We start from the raw sequence: 18,478 nt of genomic DNA on the forward strand, positions 1-18,478 counted from the left end.
CAGCCGCCCTGCGCCTCTGAGAGCGTCTGCCCCGTGTAGTCGAGCCAGCGCTGGTTGTACCAACTGGTGTTCGCGATTGTGTCATTGTGCCAGAGTAGATCTCCAATGAGGTTGGCGATCGCCTGAAAATAAGTTTCCACCTCCCATATCGTTTCCGACCTTCGTTCTTGCTCAGCAACCCCAGCTTCCGGTAACGTTCACTGCCTGCACGTTCTGAGCCTGTCGTGGGCTTAAGAGCAGAGCAACCGCTGCAAAGTCTGCCAGACCCGTCATCACTCGCATATCTTCAGAGTCGAAATGCCGTTGCTCCGAATACGTCTGAATGCGATTGTAACACCTCACTCTCCGGATACGGCTTCCCCCTTAAGCTTCCCCTTCCGTTCGAGGAACGCGAGAAGATTGCGCTCAAGGGGGGAGGGCTTGTCTTTGAGGGTGGCAAAATGGCGAAGAAGAAGCACTGAGACTCGTTCCTTCGGAAGCTCGTCCCGAAGAAGGGAGAGGCGAGTAAGGAGTTTCGCCTGGTCACGGGCTTCCTTGTCAGTAAAGGAGAGGGGGGTCAGATCCATCGTCGGAACGTCTTCTACCGTTCGGTCGTACAGTTCTACGGTACAGACGGTACCTGAGACCTCCTTCACGATCGCCCAGTACCCCGTTCTGTCGAGCAGGAGTGAATCAGAAGAGCGGCGGACGAGGCACACCATCCCGGCTTTTAAGGGCTTCGGAGCCTCGGTGTTCGCCTCGTCGCCTACAAACTCCTTCAGAGTTTCGCGTACGACATTGATGCTTGGAGCCTTTCCCTGGGCTTTCTCAACCGCCTTGCTCCATACAAGGCGCTGAGCATCAGGAGCGAGTCCTTTCAACGGGCGAACCTGGGATTCGCTTGTCGGAAGAACGTGAACAATTTGTTCACTCCCTTCGAGATTATCTGCCACATTCGCCGCGTCGATGTAGTAGTACGCAAGGCGCTTTCCGTACCCGAACCGCGCCTCACAGTACTCCTCGAAGTTCGGATATGATTCGCGGTAGAGCCGTCTGTCTCGAATTTCTCGAAGCGCACGGGCAGCGGTAAGAAACGATTCTACGACCTCTCGCTCAAGAGCAAGAAGCCGCTCCCGCTCCTCTGCGGAAAGGGGAGTGTCTACGACCTCGGCTTCTACGATAGCAGTGGTGGTGATGGCGCTTCCGTTCTCAACTTCTTTTTCAGCTATCGTGGGTTCTGCTAGAGATGAGGATTTGGACGCTTTTTTTCTTGGCCTGGCCATGATGGTAAAACCAGTAAAGTCCTCTTGATTCTATAGCGGTTCTCGCTTGAGTGAAATACAGGATGTGGGAAGATGCTGAAATTCAATCTTCAAATATATCTGGGATGAAAGCATACTCCACTGACCTTGGCAAAAAAGTGATTAAGCAGAGGTGTCCCTTGGCAACGAGGGCATTGACTCTAACAAATAAAAGCAAGCGCCCTTCGGGTACTTTACCTTGAGCCGCGCTGTGCGCGTCTACGCAGTTCCTACAACGGGGGGAGCCCTCAAGGGCGGACTACTCACCGTATTAAATATATTTTGGCTTAAGGAGCCGAAATCTAGAAATAGGGCAGGCACGGGTAAACCCTGCGATTAGTCCTAGAGCGCGTATCGACTACATCCGAAGCCTGCCCTATATATGCAGGCAATCTTCTAACCCAAGGATGAACGGCGAAGCGCGCAAAGCGGGCGCGCTTCGAGCGGTTGAAATCACCGCTCCACTCCACAGAGCAATCAAAATTAAATCGCGAAACCATGTCATGTTTGGGGTTATGTAAAAATAAGTTGGTCAACAGAGATATTTATTCGACTCATTCAAACTCTCTCGTAGAGGGGGCAGCGCCGTACCCGGCTAGACAGCGGTTGACCAACTTATTCCTACATGGATGCTTTATCTTTGAACTACTCAATAGAAATCAAATACATGCGATGGATAACTTGAAGCTGAGATCCCCGGTTTCTCGTTGAGCCTGGTTCGATTCACCTAGTTTTCCTGGCAGAAACTGGGGATCTGAGGGTTTGACGTGTTGAGCGCGGCGCAACGGCTACGTTCTGCCTATTTCCCGCTAGTCGCGGCTGGCTGTCATCTTCTCCAATGCCTGGTCGATCGTGAAGCTGGCTGCCTTTTGGCGGGGCGGAAATTCCTTGAAGGTTTCCAGGAATTTGCCGACGATCGCCTGTGCCCCCATGATCCGGTAACCCTTGCTCACGTACCAATCCCAGTAGGTATTAGACGTAAAGTCGGCACGCTCAAAGGGGTCCGTCCGTAGGTTGTATAGCTTGGGAGTGCGCAGCACCGTGAATGGTTCCGCCCAGATCTGCAATGTTCCCGTACAGCGTTGCTCCATAAAGACCAGTTTCCAGTTGCCAGCGCGCAGTGCCACCAGATCGCCGTCATCACTGAAGTAGATAAAGCCTTCACGCGGGCTTTTCTCTTCCTGTCCGGTCAGGTAGGGCAGCAGGTTGAAGCCATCAATGTGAACCTTGAACGTTTTGTCACCTGCCTGGTGCCCCTGCTTGCACTTCTCAACGATGTCGGGTTCGCCTGCAGCTGCCAGGAACGTGGGTAGCCAGTCATGGTGCTGGACAATCTCATTGGAAACCACCCCTGCCGGAATCTTACCGGGCCAGCGCACCAGCAGCGGTACGCGGAACGCCCCTTCCCAGTTGGTAGCCTTCTCGCTGCGGAACGGGGTCATTGCTCCATCGGGCCAGGTGTTCATGTGAGGACCGTTATCGGTGCTGTACATGACGAATGTGTCTTCGGTAATGCCCAGTTCGTCGAGCAGATTTAAGAGTTCACCGACATGCTTATCGTGGTCAATCATCGTATCGTGATAGGGCGATTGACTGTCGCCTGCTTGCCCTACACTTTCTGGCTTCGGATGTGTCCGAAAGTGCATATGGGTAGTGTTGACCCAGCAGAAGAAGGGGGTACCAGCATTGTGCTGCCGCGTGATGTAGTCCTTGGCAGCGGCAACGAAGTCATCGTCGCAGGTCTCCATCCGCTTCCGGGTCAGCGGGCCGGTGTCCTCGATTTTCTGCTTGCCCACTCTGCCCCAGCGTGGCTGTTCGGTTGGGTCGTCGGTGTCAGTTGCCCAGCAGCGCAGTACGCCACGTGGACCGAATTTCTCCTTGAATCTGGGATCTTTCGGATAGTCAGGATCTTCAGGGTCTTCTTCAGCGTTGAGATGATAGAGGTTGCCGAAGAACTCATCGAAGCCATGTACGGTCGGCAGGAACTTGTTTAGATCGCCGAAATGGTTCTTGCCGAATTGACCCGTCGCATAACCCAGCGGTTTGAGTAGCTCGGCGATCGTCGGGTCTTCTGCCTGCAATCCGACCGGCGCACCAGGTATCCCCACTTTCGAGAGTCCCGTTCTAAAGACGCTCTGTCCGGTGATGAAAGCCGCACGCCCCGCTGTGCAGGACTGCTCTCCGTAGGAATCGGTGAACATCATGCCTTCTTTGGCAAGGCGATCGATGTTGGGGGTTTTGTAGCCCATCGTGCCGTGACTGTAGCACGAGAGGTTCCAGATACCAATGTCATCTCCCCAGATGACGAGGATATTGGGTTTACCGTTAGGCATAGGTTGAATCTCCCTAAATGAAATTGACTACTTGGTCATTGAAAGAAAACTGTCTTCCAATCTTTTTGAATGCTGACGACGTTCCAGCCGTTTACCTTTGCTGCGTTTAAGGAAGCGTTGTCGGGTTCCTGATAGGCAAATTCCCGCTGGGCATCGTCATGATTAATCAAGAGCTGGAATGAGGCACCGGGTCGCCCCTGAGAATAGGTGAGCATGGCAATATCACCACCCGATCGCTCATTTCCGGCGGCAAATACGGGACGCTTGCCAATGTGCAGGTTAATCCCAACGGGCTTCCCCACCTTATCGTTAATGCGACCTACTTCGGGCAAGCGCCAGATCGCAAACTTGCCGTCTTTCTGGATGAATTCTGCTTTGCCATTGCTGCCAATCACCTGCTGGGGTGGAATGCCATAAAGCTGCTGGGAAACCACCCGCATGAAATCAATCCCGCCCCCAGAACAGATCCAGGTTTGAAACCCGTTGGCACGTAGATACTCCAGTAACTCGACCATCGGTTTGTAGGTAACACGAGTATAGGACACTTTCAGGGTGGGATGCACTCCTGTCTTAAAAAATGTTCGCACCTCCTGCTCAAATTGCTCCTGCGTCATATTGGCGTGGGTAGCGGCGAGCAGTTCCATCACCGCCGCCTCCCCCGCTTGTTTGAAATAAGCCACATCTTCCTCCAGAACCGCTTTGTAGGGCTGCTTCTGCTTCAGGGAGGGGTCTGCCGCTGCCATTTTCTTGAGCCTGTCCAGCACAAACATGCCCTGAATCACGGGCTTCTCCACCCAGAGGGTGCCGTCGTTATCAAATGTGGCAATGCGGTCTTCACGGAGCAAAAAGTCGGGACTGTTGGCTGTTGTCACGCGGGAAACAAACTCAGTAATTGCCTGTTTGACCCTGCCGTCGTTCCACGATGGCAACGGATCGTCCGTGGCATGAACGGGGGTTGGGGAGGTTAACCCACTCAGACAGATCAGGGCGATCGCAAAGGTAGCTGTGATCAACAGGTAGATTCGTTTGTTCACATTCGGTTTCCTCCTTTACTTCACCCTTTCAATGAGCAAGCTTCCGTTACTGCTGCCCCGATTTTGGCGGCGTATAGGGATCGGGTGTACCGGGTGCGATCGGCGGATATCCCTTCAAGCTCTGCTCGAACTCCACCACGATCTGCATTATCGGTCTCGCGACCCATGCGTTCTCGGTCGCGCTCGCTGGGTATTCCTCTTTCGGATCGGTAAAGAGATTGAAGATCTTCGGCACGCCAAGCTTAGTGGCAGGGCTCCACCAGTCGCGCTGCGCTTCGTAGAACGCCATTTTCCAGTTGCGCCATTTCACCGCCTCAAGACGGTCAGCCACGAAGACCGGAAAGCCTTCGCGGTTAGATTTCTGCTTACCCAGGAAAAAGTCCGTTTGATCTACGCCGTCGATGGGGCGATCCTGCGGAATCGCCGCACCCGCGATGTTGGCGAACGTCGTGAACGTGTCTACCTCATGCACAATCTCGTTGCTGACCCGACCCGCAGGGATCTTGCTCGGCCAACGGATGATAAAGGGAACACGCAGCGAACCTTCCATGTGGGTGAAGTAATAGCCGCTCCACGGACCGGAAAATCCTTGCCAGGGCGAAGTCGGATCGGGACCGTTGTCGCTGGTGAACACGACAATCGTGTTGTCGCGGATGCCAAACTGGTCAACCGCGTCGAGAATCTCGCCCACGTTGGCGTCCATCTCGGCAAGAGCGTCCGGGAAGTCGCCGTTGCCGGTCTTTCCGGCGAACTTCTGGTTCGGCAGCGTGGGGAAGTGGACGAGCGTGAACGGCACGTAGGCGTAGAAGGGTTTGCCGGAATCCACGCTGCGTTTCATGAAGTGGATCGTCCGACGTGTAATCTCAGCATCGATCAGGCGACGCTGCTCGAGGTCGTAGACGACAACCTCACGGCTCTCTTCGCCCTTGCGGCCTTCCATGATATGCATGAAGGGGACGCCCGCCGCCTTCGCACCTGGCTGAGATGGAAACATAGACTCGTCTGTGGTGCGCGGAATGCCGTACCATTCGTCAAAACCCTGGTCGTTCGGCAGTCGCCCCTGTTCGCTGCCGAGGTGCCATTTGCCGAAGTGGGCGGTGGCATAGCCGACACCGAACAGCACTTTGGCGATCGTCACCTCCCACTGTGTCAGTCCCTCCGGTGTGCCCGGCAGCGGTACGAAATGCGTGCCAGAGCGGATCGAATGACGCCCGGTCATCAAACACGAACGGCTGGGAGTGCATTGCGCCTCGACGTTGAAATTCGTCAGCCGCGTGCCCTCGGTTGCGAGCTGGTCGATGCGCGGTGTCGGCGCACCACGAATCTCGCCGCCGCCATAGCAGCCCGGTTCGCCATAACCAAGGTTGTCCATCAGGATGAAAACGATGTTGGGCTTTGTTGTCATGTCCTACCTCTTTTGGTGTCTCTTTGCATACGGACTGTAATGCTCTACTGCTTCGCCATCGCTACCCTGAGTCGCTCCTCAGCGGTGATGAGGTGGTTGTGATCGTCGGCAGCGACGCCTGTGTCGAACTCCACCCACTTCACTTGCCCCGAGAAGGCCCGCGAACCATTCCCTGCGTAATCGGTGGTCACGAACGATCCGCTATCGTGGCCGACATTGCATGGCTCCTCACCGAACGCGAACGGCTGTGTCTGTTCCACGCGTCCTTCACCGGATTTCTTGCCGTCGATGAACAGCGAGAGCGTGCCGCCCTTGGCGATGCCGCCGCCATCGTAGGCGAACTCCAGGCGCACTTGATGGTCGCCGGGCGGAATCACCGCCGTACCTTCAACGTAGGTCTGCTCCAATCCGAAGAAGTTGTAGCAAACCTTGGGCTTGCCGTTCTTCACGTAGATGCTGAGTCCGCCCGTGACACCACCCAACGCGACAATCACGCCCTCTGCTCCGGAGGTCGGCACCTGGAGTTGCGCGGTCAAGGCATAGGACTTGTTCTGAAACGGGAGCATCGCGAGACTTGGAACGCGCGCCATCGGACCAAAGATAATTTGACGGTTGCCGCGGATCAGATCCGGACGCCCTGCGATCTCGGAGTTCGCACGTTCGGCGAATCGATCGTCGAGCGGCAGCACGTTGTACTTCACGGCTTCGATCAGCCAGAGTTGCTGCAACTTGTGCAGGATGTCTGGATGCTGCTTGGACAGATCCTTCGCCTGCGACCAGTCCTTCGACGTGTCGTACAGCTCCCAGACATCGTCGTTGAATGCGACCGTCTTGACCTGCCCTGTCTCCCACGGTGTGCGGTGCTTGGTGACGGCCGTCCAGCCCTTGTGGTAGATGCCGCGATTGCCGAACATCTCGAAGTACTGGGTTTCATGCCGATCTGCCGCCCCCGCATCATTGAACGAATAGGCCATGCTCACGCCTTCCAGCGGACGTTGCAGCACGCCATTCACCATCAGGGGTTGCGGCAATCCGGCAACCTCGAGAATCGTGGGGGCTACGTCGATCACATGATGAAATTGCGAACGGATCTCACCCTTGGCTTTGATACCCTTCGGCCAGTGGACGATCGTGCCATTTCGCGTACCGCCAAAATGTGATGCCACCTGCTTCGTCCACTGGTACGGCGTGTCCATCGCGTGCGCCCAGCCGACCGCGTAGTGGTTGTAGGCTTTCGGCGAGCCGAAGTCATCGATCTTCGGTATCAGGCTCTCGGCGGTCTCGAGATGCCCGAATCCGCCGAGCGTCACCATCTCGTTGAACGTGCCTTGCAGCGAACCTTCGGCGGATGCGCCGTTGTCGCCGATGATGAGATAGACGAGCGTATCTTCGAGGATGCCCAGATCAGTCAGCGCGTCGAGCACTCGCCCGACATGGTGGTCGGTCTGCTCCATGAAACCCGCGTACACTTCCATCTGACGAGCCAGCACCGGCTTCATCTCTGGATCGACGCTGTCCCATGCCGGAATCTCCGGATGTCTCGATGTCAGTTGGCTGTCCTTCGGAATCACGCCGAGTTGCAACTGTCGAGCGTAGGTTTCTTCGCGCAGCTTGTCCCATCCCTGATCGAACTTGCCCTTGTACTTGTCGGACCACTCCTTCGGCACGTGATGCGGCGCATGGGTCGCGCCGGGGGCGTAGTAGATGAAGAACGGGTTATCGGGCGTGAGTGCCTTCTGCTGATGAATCCACGCGATCGCGCGATCGGCGAGATCTTCGTTGAGCGTGTATCCCTGCTCCGGTGTCCTGGGCGGCTCGATGCTCGTGGTTCCTTCGTAGAGACCGGGATAGTATTGATTGGTCTCGCCACCGAGGAATCCATAGAAGTACTGGAAGCCCCCGCCGCCGGTCGGCCAATGATCGAACGGTCCGATCGCGCTGGTTTCCCAGACTGGGACTTCGTGGCACTTGCCGAACTGCGCTGTGGCATAGCCATTGAGCTTCAGCGTTTCAGCGAGAGCCGCGCAGGTGTTCGGTTTCATGGAGTTCGTTCCTGGGGCCGAGGTCGCGAACTCCGTGATGCCTCCCATGCCGACTGAGTGGTGATTCCGCCCGCTCAAGAGCGCCGCGCGCGTGGGCGAACAGAGGGCAGTCGTGTGGAACCGTGTATACCGCAGTCCGCCAGCCGCGAGTTTCTCGAAGTTGGGCGTCTGGCAGGGGCCACCGAACGCGGACGAAGATCCGAAGCCGGCATCGTCGATCAGAATGACGAGCACATTAGGAGCGCCCGCGGGCGGGCGGATCTGGCGAATTGGCGGATACTGCGTGTCTGGATCTCTAGCATCAAACGTGGTCAGGTTGATCGGTGTCACGTCTGGAATCGGCAGCACGTGACGCTGAGTCATGTCCTGCCCGTTTTCCGCGTTATTGATCTGTTCAGTTTTCGCTTCCATGTTGTCTCTCCTAACGATGTTGGGTTTTGTCGTCCTGTCCTACCTCCGTTTCTCTGGTTCAATCGCGAGCCATTGCCGCTGCCAACTTGCGTTCGAGATCAACGTAGACATCGTTGGCAACGTCAAAGACCACCTTCACCACGCGACCACCCGAAAATTCAAACTTCGACTGGTATTCGCTGCTGACTGCATCGCCGCTGTCATACCCGATGCTCAGTCCCTCGCCGCACAAGGCGTAATGTCCGGTTTGAGTCCGGAACGTGCCTTCGGCGACCACCGTTTCATCGACATAGAGCTTCATTTGTCCGATCGCTTCCAGGTTCTTGCTGATCGATTGCTTGTTGAACTCAACGCCGACGATGTGGTTGCCAAGTGTGGGCGCATTGCAGACCAGGCGTTGCTCAGGCGGAATGCCTAGGAAGTTATAGACAAAGATCAGCTTGCTGCCCTTGACGAACAGCGAATAGCCGCCAAAGCGCGAGCCTTGGGCAAAGATGACTCCCTGGGAATCGCCGGTAAACTCAACTTCAGCCAGCGCCTTGAACGATACACCGAGGGTTCGCGCGGCGGACGCTTCAGGAACCTCACTCGTGCCGGGATAGTAAATGAATTGCCCGTTTGCAGGCGGTTCTACGTGATACTCCAAGCCGTGGATTACATCAATACTCACATCCATGAGCGGCAGCACATTGTTCTTCTCTGCCTCCGCCATCCATAGATCCTGTAGCTCCTTTAGTTTGTCCGGGTACTGATCAGCGAGGTCATGCGCTTCCGAGCGATCGACATCGGTGTGGAAAAGCTGCCAGCGATCCTTGTCGAAATTACCCTGGTCTGAGGGTAGCGGAGCGTGCAGGGTCGTCGCCTTCCAGCCCTTGTGCCAGATGCCGCGCGTGCCGACCATCTCGTAGTATTGCGTTTCTTTAGTCGTCGGCGCATTGGCATTGTCAAAGCTGTAGCGCATCGACACGCCCGCCAGCGACGACTGCTTCACGCCATCGATCGTCTCGGGCATTTCGATGCCGCAGCATTCCAGGATCGTCGGCATGATGTCGGTGCAGTGATGGTACTGGTGACGCACCTCACCTCGCGCCTTGATGCCTTTGGGCCATGAGATGATCAGTGGATCGCAAGTTCCCCCCGCATAAGAGGCGTAGCGTTTGAACATTTTATAAGGTGTGGAAAACGCCACTGCCCAGCCAGTCGGATAGTGGTTGTAGGTGTCTGGGCTGCCCAGCTTGTCGATCATCGCCAAGTTCTGCTGAATGTCGTCAGGATAGCCGTTGAAGAAACGGTTCTCGTTGACCGATCCGTTGGGGCTACCCTCACCCGAAGCGCCATTGTCGGCACAGTAGAAAATCAACGTGTTATCGAGCTGCCCCGATTCCTCTAGATAGTCGATGAGGCGACCGATCTGGACATCGGTGTATTCGGAGAGTGCCGCAAAGACTTCTGCCATGCGGGAAAAGAGCTTCTTCTCGTCGTCTGAAAGGGTATCCCACGGGCGGACGCTGTCAGCTTCTGGAAGAATTCCTTCGGGCAGCGGATTGATGGGTGTGAGCGCGGTGCCTTCGGGCAGGATACCGCGCTCAATCATCCGCGCCAGCACCCATTCGCGGTACGCTTCATAGCCGTCATCGAACATACCCTTATACTTGTCGATGTACTCTTGCGGGGCGTGATGGGGCGCGTGGTTTGCGCCAGGGCAATACCACATGTACCAGGGCTTTTCCGGCTCCGACTGCTTGGAGTCGCGGATAAAGGAGATTGCTTTATCCGCGATGTCCTTCGAGAAATGATAGCCATCCTCAGGCTGATACGGCTGCTCGACATAATGATTGTCTTCGACCAGATCGGGATACCACTGGTTGGTCTCGCCACCGATGAAGCCGTAGAAGCGGTCATATCCCAATCCCAGCGGCCAGCGCTTCTTGGACGCGCCGATGCTAAACGCATCAACGGGCACATTGTGATTCTTGCCGATCCAGAAGGTGCTCCATCCCGCGTCGCGTAGCACCTGGGCGATCGTGCCGTTCTCCAGCGGAATATGACCGTTATAGCCGGGGAATCCAACCGCCGACTCGGAGATCGAGCCGAACCCGTTGGCGTGATGATTGCGTCCGGTGAGGAAGCAGGAGCGCGTCGCCGAGCAGACGGCGGTGGTGTGCCATTGCGAGTAGGTCAGTCCGTTTTTCGCCAGCCGATCGAGCGTCGGCATGTTGATCCGCCCTCCGTAGGTTGACCATGCGGCGCAGCCTGTGTCGTCGTAAAGGATGACGAGGACATTCGGTGCGTCCTTCGGTGCTTTTTTGGCAAGAAATGCCGACCAATCTGGTGTCGAATCTCGAACGTCTAGTTTAATCGTCCCTTTGAATTGCTGTGTCATAACAATATTCCTCCGTGTTTTGAAAAAGCGTCAGATTGACCTACTTATCTCGTCACCCATCGTTACTGCTTAGCCATCGCCACCTGAAGGCGCTGCTCGGGAGTGATCAGGTGATTGTGATCGTCCGCTGCAATACCCGTGTCGGTGAACACAGCGCTGTAGTATGAAAGCGTGTGTACTTCAGTCCGTTGGCTGCCAGCTTCTCGAAATTAGGTGTGTGGCACGGTCCGCCAAATGCAGATGAGGAGCCGAAGCCAGCATCATCAATCAACACAATCAGCACATTCGGCACACCTTCCGGCGGTCGTAATTGACGGATGGGTGGATATTTCGTGTCTGGGTCCTTGGCATCAAAGGTTGTCAAATTAACGGGGGTCACATCTGGAATCGGCAGCACATGACGCTGAATCGGGTCCTGCCCGTTTTCTGCATGATTGGTCTGTTCAGTTTTCGCTTCCATTTTGTCACTCCTTTTCAGCTCACTTTCTCGACATCTTGCCTCAACTGACAGGTCCCGCTCGCTGGCGCTTGACCCGCGAAAGATAGAACGCGGACACAATGCCACTGAGAATTAGGTACCAAAGGATTGCTGCCCCCGCGAGCGGCTGCTCAGGAAAATTGGCGTGGGCGATTGCGATTGCCAGCGCCGGATGACGCGATGCGGTTGCCAGTGCCAGTACCGAGCGGTTGTCGAGTTCTGGTCCGCCGAGCAGGTGACCGATGATCAACCCAACCAGCGCAAAACCCGCAAGGCTCAGAACTGTGCCATCCCCAACTAGAGAAAACACCGTCCGCGCCGAACCAATCAGAAGCGGTAGAGCACTTAAGAGCAGAAGCGCGGAAGCGAGTATGCCGATCGGTTTTGCTGCTCGATCCGCAAGAGTAGGCGCGATTTTTCCGATGGCAATCCCAACCAGTAGCGGCACCAAAATCGTGGTCAGAACTACTACCGATATCGATCGAGGCTGCATGGCGAGCGATACGCCAGTAATTCTTTCAAAGATCTCCATCGCGATCGGTATGACGAAGATTGAGAGAGCTGAGATCGCAACCAGTAGCCCGATGGTGTAATCTTCCTTGCCACCCGCTTTCAGCGCCTTATTCGGCAGGATTGGGGGAATCGGCGACACCGAGATGGCAACCAGTGCGATCTTCACGGCTGGGTGGAGAGCAAATGCCTCGTCGATCGCCAACGCCACTAAGGGCATCAGCACATTCATCGACAGGAAAGCGCGAATCAGATAACCGGGGCGGCGAAACAAGAATGTCGCATCTGCGAATGTGGCTTTGAGACCAATCGCGAACACGCTGAGGATGATGCTTGCTTTTAACGCCAGTAGAATGATGGCTACCATGTTCATTGCTTAAGTCCTCCCGTCATAGCAAAGGCGACTGCCGATTATCGGGTTGCCTGCTCCGTTTTTCTGAAATCGTTCTCTTCGTATAGCTCCTGTAACCTACCGCTAGCTGTGTTCACAACCCCAATTGGCTGGCGGCAGCAAAGGAATTTCGGTAAGGGATGCGAAACAAGCTGTCGTAACGACACAACTTGCGTTAGTAACGACATCAATCTTGTTACTAACAACACCACTTGCGTTGGTAACGACATCAACTTCATTCCTTACGACATGAACCTCGTTAGTAACGACACGAACCTCGTTGAACGACACGAATTGTGTTTGCTATATCCGACAAAGTTGTTAGCTTGTTGTCTTCAAAACACTTGCTTCCAATCGTTCTTCACACTCACGACCACCCAGCCGCGCTGCTTAGCCTCGTCGAGCGATTGCTCTGCTCCTGCGGTATAGGCAATCTCCCGTTCGTCGTCATCGTGATTGATCAACATGCTGAATGACGGGCGTGACGTGTGTGAAACGTATTCCAGCATGGGAATGTCACCGTTCGAGTTGCCACCCGCGAAGATTGGACGCCGCCCAATCCGGCTCCAGATTCGCACTGGCTTCATGGGTCCATCGTCGAACACGTCCGGTTGCGCCAAATAGACAATGGAACCACCTCCTTCGTTGGACTGATATCGTAATGCATTGGAACTCCCCACCACACGCTCAAATGGAATGCCGTACAGCTCCTGCGTGATCGGACGCATGAAATCGCGATCGCCGCCTGATGCAATGTAGTTGGTGAAACCATTCGCTTCCAGGTAGCGCAGCAACTCCAGCATGGGCACATACGCCGTCGAAAGGTAGGGGCGTTTGAGCTTTGGATTTTGGGCGCTGTGCAGAAACTCTGATGCCGAAGCCTGATAGTCTTCAACGTCCATACCCTCAAACGCCTGGAGGATTCCGCCAATTATCACCTTCACATCGCTGTCGTCACCGTGGTAATGCTTAGTGATGGCGTTGCTGAGCCAGCCGAAGTCCTTTTCGTAAGCAGCTTTCCAGGGCTGGCGATCACATAAAGATGCGTCCTGTTCAGCCATGCTTGCTAGCCGCCGTAGGATGAAGTCCAGCTCAATGGGCATGGGCTTTTCGCACCACAGCGTGCCGTCGTTGTCGAACGTGGCAATTCGCTCGGCTGGCGGCACATAATCTGGACTACCTTCAGTTGTAACCCGACGCACAAAGTCAAGAATGGCGTTTTTGGTCGGTTCCTCATTCCAGGAAGGCAGTGGGGTGATCGTCGGTGAATCAGGGCTTAAACTCATTCGTTAAATCTCTGTGATTCAGAACAATGAATGCTTCAGACACTCAATTCATGCGGCTAACTCGAATGACTATCTCCGCACAATCAAACGAAAGCCCAGGTGACAGGTGCTGGTATCGATTGGCTGTGCCATTCGAGCTGCCGGACGATAGCGTTGGCAATAGCTAGGCGCACATAAAAACGAGCCGCCCTTGATCACCTTGCGGGGAATTTTGATTTCTGGCATCCGGGGGTCATAGCTGTTTTCTCGCTCTCCCCCACGCGGGTTGGATGTCGTGCAGCAGGGGCTTTTTTTGAGTTGTTGATGCTCTTGATACCAGTCGGTTGTCCACTCCCAGACATTGCCAATCATGTCATAGAGTCCGTAGCCATTCGGCGGAAAGACCCCAATCGCAGAGGTGCGGTCGTAGCCATCGGTACACAAGTTCTCAAACGGGAATTCACCCTGCCAGGTGTTTGCCATCTGTTTACCTTTAGGATTGAGTTCATCGCCCCAGGCAAAGGCAGCGCCCTCCAGTCCTCCCCGTGCCGCAAACTCCCACTCTGCCTCTGTAGGCAGTTCCTTACCAATCCACTTGGCGTATGCCTCCACATCTTCGTAAGCCAGATGCACCACGGGATGGTTTTCCCGTCCTTTAATCGAACTACCCGCCCCCTCTGGATGTCGCCAGTTGGCACCGGGCACATAGCGCCACCAGTTGTAGTGATTGTCTTTGCTGATGGGGCGATCGGGTTTGAAAAAGACGGTGGAGGAAGGTTGCAGCAGTTCCGGTTTTGCACCGGGATAATCATCAGGATTGGCAGGACGTTCGGCAAAGGTAACATAGCCTGTGGCTTTAACAAACTTTTGAAACTGGGCATTCGTCACCAGATACTTATCCATCCAGAAGCCATCGACCGCGACCTTGTGGGCCGGAGCTTCCTCCGGGTAGTGATGATCACAACCCATCAAAAACGTGCCTCCCGGAATCCACACCATGTTTTTGCTAGGCGGACACCTAGAGGAAAAAGGTTTAGAGGTTATTGTGGAAGTTTTCATACGAGGTTCCTGAATAGAGCAATTTTCAGTGTCGCTGCATCAGTCGGTTGATCGGACCCCGCAGCAACAGATACGGCACAATTGCCAGAACATTCGCGACAATCAGGGCTTCAACTGGGTAGAACCGACGAAACACAATTAACTGGTAAAGGAAATCAAGAATGATCGCCAGAATGAAGATTTTGGCAATCGACTTCCATCCATCTCTGAGCAGGGCACGCCGCTGGGCTGGATCGGTGAAGAGTGTCCAGAAGTAGGGTGGGCGACCTCGACGAGCATCTTTCACCCCATCTAGGATACCAAAGGTGCCCGCCATGATCGGTTGCATAATAAGTCGGAACGATAACGGACCACTGCTCCGACCGATCAAATCTTCCCAAATGCGGCTAGATAAGTGTTCCACAAAAGTAAACCTCCTCGTCAATCTTTGTTTGTGGCGATAATATTCTAGATATCCGCTTGATTTCTCGAAATACTATTTTTGTTCTGCATCAATTTATTTTTTGGATTTACCTAGAGAATAGTAGAATTTTTACTTTAATAAACTTTTTTTCTAAATAGATCTCCGCAGTACTTGGTCGAAGAATCGATATTCTAGCCAATAGTTGGTATCAAACCTAATGAATGTTCCAGTTGCTCTAAAACAATATCGGTAACGATCTTAATTCGATATCTGCAAGCATTAGTTTCAGCACAGGCGAACGTTTCCTTTTCCCAGTACTTGTTGCTACCGGCTCCACCACCACAGACACCGAAATACTCACAGGTCTGACGACACAGGTCTATTCCAGTTGCCAGATCGCGATAGATTTTTTGAAACTTTTCAGTATAACAAGCTGATTCCAGGGTGTCGTGAAGGACGTTGCCAAAAATAAAGTCGTCGTAGCGATCAGTTTTAACGGACAACAATTCTGGATCAAAAGTCGAAAAGTTGCCTTTGCTATCAAAACTGACAATTACAAATGGTTTGTTCATGTCGGTGTTATTCATGCGATCGCCCCTATAAACCAGGCTGCAAATGGTTTCAAACTCGCGCAGTTTCAAGGCTCCATTTGCCTGAACTATTAGTTCCCAGAATCGCTCCATAAAGGCACGATATCGCTCCTCGACTCCATCTTGAGCAAGTGAGGAAGACTGATTAACACCTTCAGTTTCTTCCATGTTGAACCCGACATCAGTAATGCCGTTGTCCATGAAAAACTTGAAGATTTCATCTGGGTAATCCAGCGAGTCTTGGGTAATGACAGCGATGACATTTGAGCAAATCCCATTTTTTTGCAATAAGGAGATTCCTCGCATCGTTGCTGCATGAGTACCCAATCCCTTACGAGTTTGACGGTGAACATCATGAATAAATGCAGGTCCGTCAATACTTACACCCACATGAATATCGTACTGCTTAAAACAATCACACCAAGCTTGATTGATTAACGTGCCATTGGTCTGAACAGAGTGCATGACCCGAACAGACTTAGCATTATACTTGCTTTTTGTCTGTTGGATAATAGCAATAGCATCATGATAAAATGAAACTGGCACTGCCAACGGTTCACCAGCATGCCAACAAACAGTAAAGTCACGACCAATAAATGGGCTTGTAAAAATTGTCTCAAAAATGGGTTCAATCAAATCTAGGGACAATCGATTTTTGAGTTGGCGATCAGGCAGATAGCAGTAATCACAGTTGAGATTACAAAACGATGTAGGTTGGATGACCACCAAACCAATTGGACCGAACGCTGATAAATTGATTGATGATAAGGCACTATCAGTAAGATGATTTACTTGCTTGGTCGAGGTTACTTTAGCAATAGTCATGGTTCATTCCCAAACTATAAAAGGTTATCAAAACAACACAGCTACTTCCTGACCCAAGGTGTTCCGTTCAAATCAGAATGCTAGTAACGGTTGAGGAAACCACCTCCACCACTATTAACCCAACCGGGTCGGTAGTTGACAAACCCACCGTTCACCCAACCGGGTCGATAATTATAAAAACCGCCTGCATCACCCCAACCGTTGCGCCAGGGATTAACATTGGCAAAACCACCACCATGACCGTCTCCCCACCCTCCAATGCGACCATTGACCCAATCTCTGCCATGACCATCCGCCCAGCCGATCGCTACTAATTGATTCAGAAAAGATTGGGGAGCATTTGGCAATTGGTTTTCTCGTCCACGGATAGCGGTAGTAATTCGGGTCAGACGATCTTCAACCGTTTGCTGGCTATAGTTAATGCTAGATAGCGGTGGTGACACAGTGGCTGTTGAGACATTGAGAGTTGCCAAGGTCAACAAAAAACCAACTAGTCCGGCTTGATTCATAATATTCACCGATCTTCCTTCCGAAATATTTGTTAGTGATGGTTGTAAAAGCCACCACCATCTGCCCAACCATTGCGCCAAGGGTTAGCATTAGCAAAGCCACCCCCATGTCCATCTCCCCATCCACCAACACGCGAATTGACCCAATCTCTACCATCACCGTCAGCCCAACCGCGACCTCGACCATTAACCCAATCTTTACCATCACCATCAGCCCAGCCGGCTGCAATCAATTTTTCTATCCCAGATTCAGAGAAGCCTTGTCGTTGAGTTTGGCGTTCTCTAATTGCAGTGGTGATGCGATTGAGACGTGCTTCAATAGTTGAAGCCGAGTACTGTGTTAGTGTTTGATTAGTTGTTACTTGTGCAGGTGGTACACTCAATGCAGAAAGAGCCAATAAAAAGCCAACCAAACCTGTACCTGTTGTGATAGTCAAGAGAATTCCTCCTACAGCAAAATTATGTGGTTAGTAGTTGGTTATTAAATATTTCCCTCAATCCCCAATCCCATTACTTCTGTGAACCTGTTACCGTAGGGCTTTTCGTTAAAGGAATTTGTTCATGGCTAATAATAATCGTTTCAAAGTAGTCCTGAATTAACTCAGGAGGAAGCTCAATTACACCCTTCGGTCCTATCCATTTATTGACCATGTCAACATATTTCTTGTTACCGACTACATAACCCTGCATGAGTTTAGCGATCGCCTGATTAACTGAATTCAGAAATGTCGAGTTATTTTCTGGAACCATGCAAGCTACGCCATAGCGAGCATAGGGTTCGGTTGGCAACAGATGGAAAGCCTCGGGATCTACCCTCTGGGCATTACCCGCCAGAATGATGGTATCACCTGCGATCGCGTCTATCTTTCCGTCCCTGAGGGCAGCAAATCCATCCTCTGCTCCTTTAAAGGAAACCAAAACGGCTTTGGGTTGCACTGTCTTGATCGCGGCTTCTCCCAGAGATTTGGGTACCACTCCAATGCGCTTACCAACTAAAGATTCGGGAGTTCCTTGTGAGATATTTCCCTTCTTCGTTAGTAATCGGATACCGGAAAGACTGTAAGGAATGGAAAAGTCAACATATTGTTCTCGTTGCCAGGTAAATTGCGTACCGCAAGCGAGATCGATTTCGCTTGCCATCATTTTGGGAATCATTTGGCCCAAGTCGTCGATGACTTCAACTTGAATAGTTACGGGGCGACCCGTTTTTCCTTCAATCTCCTGTTTAATTAGGTTGACAATATCAATGGAATAGCCTACTAACTGTTTTTTATTATCTACGTAGGAATATGGTATTGTGTCCAACCGGGTGCCAATTCTAAGTACTCCTGTGCGGGCAATCTTTTCCATTACGGTTTCAGCCCAAGATGCTCGGGGCAAAGCCATTGCAAAGATTAAACCTAGTGCTGCGATCGCTAATTTTTGATACATCTTCATCCCTCTCTATCTGAATAAGGCTTGAAAATGGGAAAAATAGTGCTTTAATATCTGGCTATTCCCAGAAAATTACCGTAACAATAGCGATTGAATATTAGGAGGCTTAGGAGCACAAGTAGAATC

The 18,478-nt window shown here is 52.8% G+C and carries 17 protein-coding genes; all 17 read right to left on the reverse strand.

Annotated elements, in window-relative coordinates; translation table 11 throughout:
* Window positions 1-171 precede the first annotated feature (171 nt).
* Window positions 172-342, reverse strand: a complete 171-nt coding sequence (locus tag FIS9605_RS43235) for a hypothetical protein (protein ID WP_155960574.1) — start codon at window positions 340-342, stop codon at window positions 172-174.
* Window positions 339-1,262, reverse strand: coding sequence for a hypothetical protein (locus FIS9605_RS40055; protein WP_051470186.1), 924 nt, complete (start codon window positions 1,260-1,262; stop codon window positions 339-341). The genes FIS9605_RS43235 and FIS9605_RS40055 overlap by 4 nt, the downstream gene beginning before the upstream one ends.
* 827 nt (window positions 1,263-2,089) lie before the next feature.
* A complete protein-coding gene (locus tag FIS9605_RS0130075; protein WP_026735888.1) occupies window positions 2,090-3,613 on the reverse strand; it encodes an arylsulfatase in 1,524 nt (507 codons plus the stop codon).
* A 35-nt stretch (window positions 3,614-3,648) separates the two neighbouring features.
* Window positions 3,649-4,647 (reverse strand): HAD family hydrolase, encoded by a 999-nt coding sequence (locus FIS9605_RS0130080; protein WP_231510508.1) that lies wholly within the window; start codon window positions 4,645-4,647, stop codon window positions 3,649-3,651.
* Window positions 4,648-4,693: 46 nt separating this feature from the next.
* On the reverse strand, window positions 4,694-6,052 hold the full coding sequence (locus FIS9605_RS38660) for an arylsulfatase (protein ID WP_035140458.1): 1,359 nt from the start codon (window positions 6,050-6,052) through the stop codon (window positions 4,694-4,696).
* A gap of 44 nt (window positions 6,053-6,096) precedes the next feature.
* On the reverse strand, window positions 6,097-8,505 hold the full coding sequence (locus FIS9605_RS0130090) for an arylsulfatase (protein WP_269321082.1): 2,409 nt from the start codon (window positions 8,503-8,505) through the stop codon (window positions 6,097-6,099).
* A 58-nt stretch (window positions 8,506-8,563) separates the two neighbouring features.
* Window positions 8,564-10,888 (reverse strand): arylsulfatase, encoded by a 2,325-nt coding sequence (locus FIS9605_RS0130095; protein ID WP_026735891.1) that lies wholly within the window; start codon window positions 10,886-10,888, stop codon window positions 8,564-8,566.
* Window positions 10,889-10,994: 106 nt separating this feature from the next.
* Window positions 10,995-11,348: a sulfatase-like hydrolase/transferase gene (locus FIS9605_RS0130100; RefSeq protein ID WP_026735892.1), complete on the reverse strand. Its 354-nt coding sequence runs from the start codon at window positions 11,346-11,348 to the stop codon at window positions 10,995-10,997.
* Window positions 11,349-11,388: 40 nt separating this feature from the next.
* Window positions 11,389-12,249, reverse strand: coding sequence for a bile acid:sodium symporter family protein (locus FIS9605_RS0130105; RefSeq protein WP_072032435.1), 861 nt, complete (start codon window positions 12,247-12,249; stop codon window positions 11,389-11,391).
* Window positions 12,250-12,287: 38 nt separating this feature from the next.
* Window positions 12,288-12,497, reverse strand: coding sequence for a hypothetical protein (locus FIS9605_RS44450; RefSeq protein WP_197036170.1), 210 nt, complete (start codon window positions 12,495-12,497; stop codon window positions 12,288-12,290).
* A 105-nt stretch (window positions 12,498-12,602) separates the two neighbouring features.
* A complete protein-coding gene (locus tag FIS9605_RS0130110; RefSeq protein ID WP_051470187.1) occupies window positions 12,603-13,553 on the reverse strand; it encodes an HAD family hydrolase in 951 nt (316 codons plus the stop codon).
* Window positions 13,554-13,622: 69 nt separating this feature from the next.
* The gene (locus tag FIS9605_RS0130115; RefSeq protein WP_331280985.1) at window positions 13,623-14,591 is read right to left on the reverse strand and encodes a formylglycine-generating enzyme family protein; all 969 of its coding nucleotides are present in this window, start codon (window positions 14,589-14,591) and stop codon (window positions 13,623-13,625) included.
* A 25-nt stretch (window positions 14,592-14,616) separates the two neighbouring features.
* On the reverse strand, window positions 14,617-14,994 hold the full coding sequence (locus tag FIS9605_RS0130120) for a hypothetical protein (protein WP_026735896.1): 378 nt from the start codon (window positions 14,992-14,994) through the stop codon (window positions 14,617-14,619).
* Window positions 14,995-15,185: 191 nt separating this feature from the next.
* A complete protein-coding gene (gene grrM / locus FIS9605_RS0130125) occupies window positions 15,186-16,409 on the reverse strand; it encodes a cyclophane-forming radical SAM/SPASM peptide maturase GrrM/OscB (protein WP_035140460.1) in 1,224 nt (407 codons plus the stop codon).
* Between the two features lie 80 nt (window positions 16,410-16,489).
* Window positions 16,490-16,918, reverse strand: coding sequence for a GrrA/OscA1 family cyclophane-containing rSAM-modified RiPP (grrA, locus tag FIS9605_RS0130130; protein WP_035140461.1), 429 nt, complete (start codon window positions 16,916-16,918; stop codon window positions 16,490-16,492).
* Between the two features lie 32 nt (window positions 16,919-16,950).
* Window positions 16,951-17,355 (reverse strand): GrrA/OscA1 family cyclophane-containing rSAM-modified RiPP, encoded by a 405-nt coding sequence (gene grrA / locus FIS9605_RS0130135; protein ID WP_026735899.1) that lies wholly within the window; start codon window positions 17,353-17,355, stop codon window positions 16,951-16,953.
* Window positions 17,356-17,428: 73 nt separating this feature from the next.
* On the reverse strand, window positions 17,429-18,349 hold the full coding sequence (gene grrP / locus FIS9605_RS0130140) for an extracellular substrate binding-like orphan protein GrrP (protein WP_026735900.1): 921 nt from the start codon (window positions 18,347-18,349) through the stop codon (window positions 17,429-17,431).
* Window positions 18,350-18,478: the final 129 nt, after the last annotated feature.

Source organism: Fischerella sp. PCC 9605 (genome assembly GCF_000517105.1).
GTDB lineage: Bacteria > Cyanobacteriota > Cyanobacteriia > Cyanobacteriales > Nostocaceae > PCC9605.

Coding starts and splice junctions, on each gene's coding strand:
- FIS9605_RS40055 (WP_051470186.1), bottom strand. CDS start 1,262: ATGGCCAGGCCAAGAAAAAAAGCGTCCAAATCCTCATCTCTAGCAGAA.
- FIS9605_RS0130075 (WP_026735888.1), bottom strand. CDS start 3,613: ATGCCTAACGGTAAACCCAATATCCTCGTCATCTGGGGAGATGACATT.
- FIS9605_RS38660 (WP_035140458.1), bottom strand. CDS start 6,052: ATGACAACAAAGCCCAACATCGTTTTCATCCTGATGGACAACCTTGGT.
- FIS9605_RS0130090 (WP_269321082.1), bottom strand. CDS start 8,505: ATGGAAGCGAAAACTGAACAGATCAATAACGCGGAAAACGGGCAGGAC.
- FIS9605_RS0130095 (WP_026735891.1), bottom strand. CDS start 10,888: ATGACACAGCAATTCAAAGGGACGATTAAACTAGACGTTCGAGATTCG.
- FIS9605_RS0130100 (WP_026735892.1), bottom strand. CDS start 11,348: ATGGAAGCGAAAACTGAACAGACCAATCATGCAGAAAACGGGCAGGAC.
- FIS9605_RS0130105 (WP_072032435.1), bottom strand. CDS start 12,249: ATGAACATGGTAGCCATCATTCTACTGGCGTTAAAAGCAAGCATCATC.
- FIS9605_RS44450 (WP_197036170.1), bottom strand. CDS start 12,497: ATGTCGTTACCAACGCAAGTGGTGTTGTTAGTAACAAGATTGATGTCG.
- FIS9605_RS0130110 (WP_051470187.1), bottom strand. CDS start 13,553: ATGAGTTTAAGCCCTGATTCACCGACGATCACCCCACTGCCTTCCTGG.
- FIS9605_RS0130115 (WP_331280985.1), bottom strand. CDS start 14,591: ATGAAAACTTCCACAATAACCTCTAAACCTTTTTCCTCTAGGTGTCCG.
- grrM (WP_035140460.1), bottom strand. CDS start 16,409: ATGACTATTGCTAAAGTAACCTCGACCAAGCAAGTAAATCATCTTACT.
- grrA (WP_035140461.1), bottom strand. CDS start 16,918: ATGAATCAAGCCGGACTAGTTGGTTTTTTGTTGACCTTGGCAACTCTC.
- grrP (WP_026735900.1), bottom strand. CDS start 18,349: ATGTATCAAAAATTAGCGATCGCAGCACTAGGTTTAATCTTTGCAATG.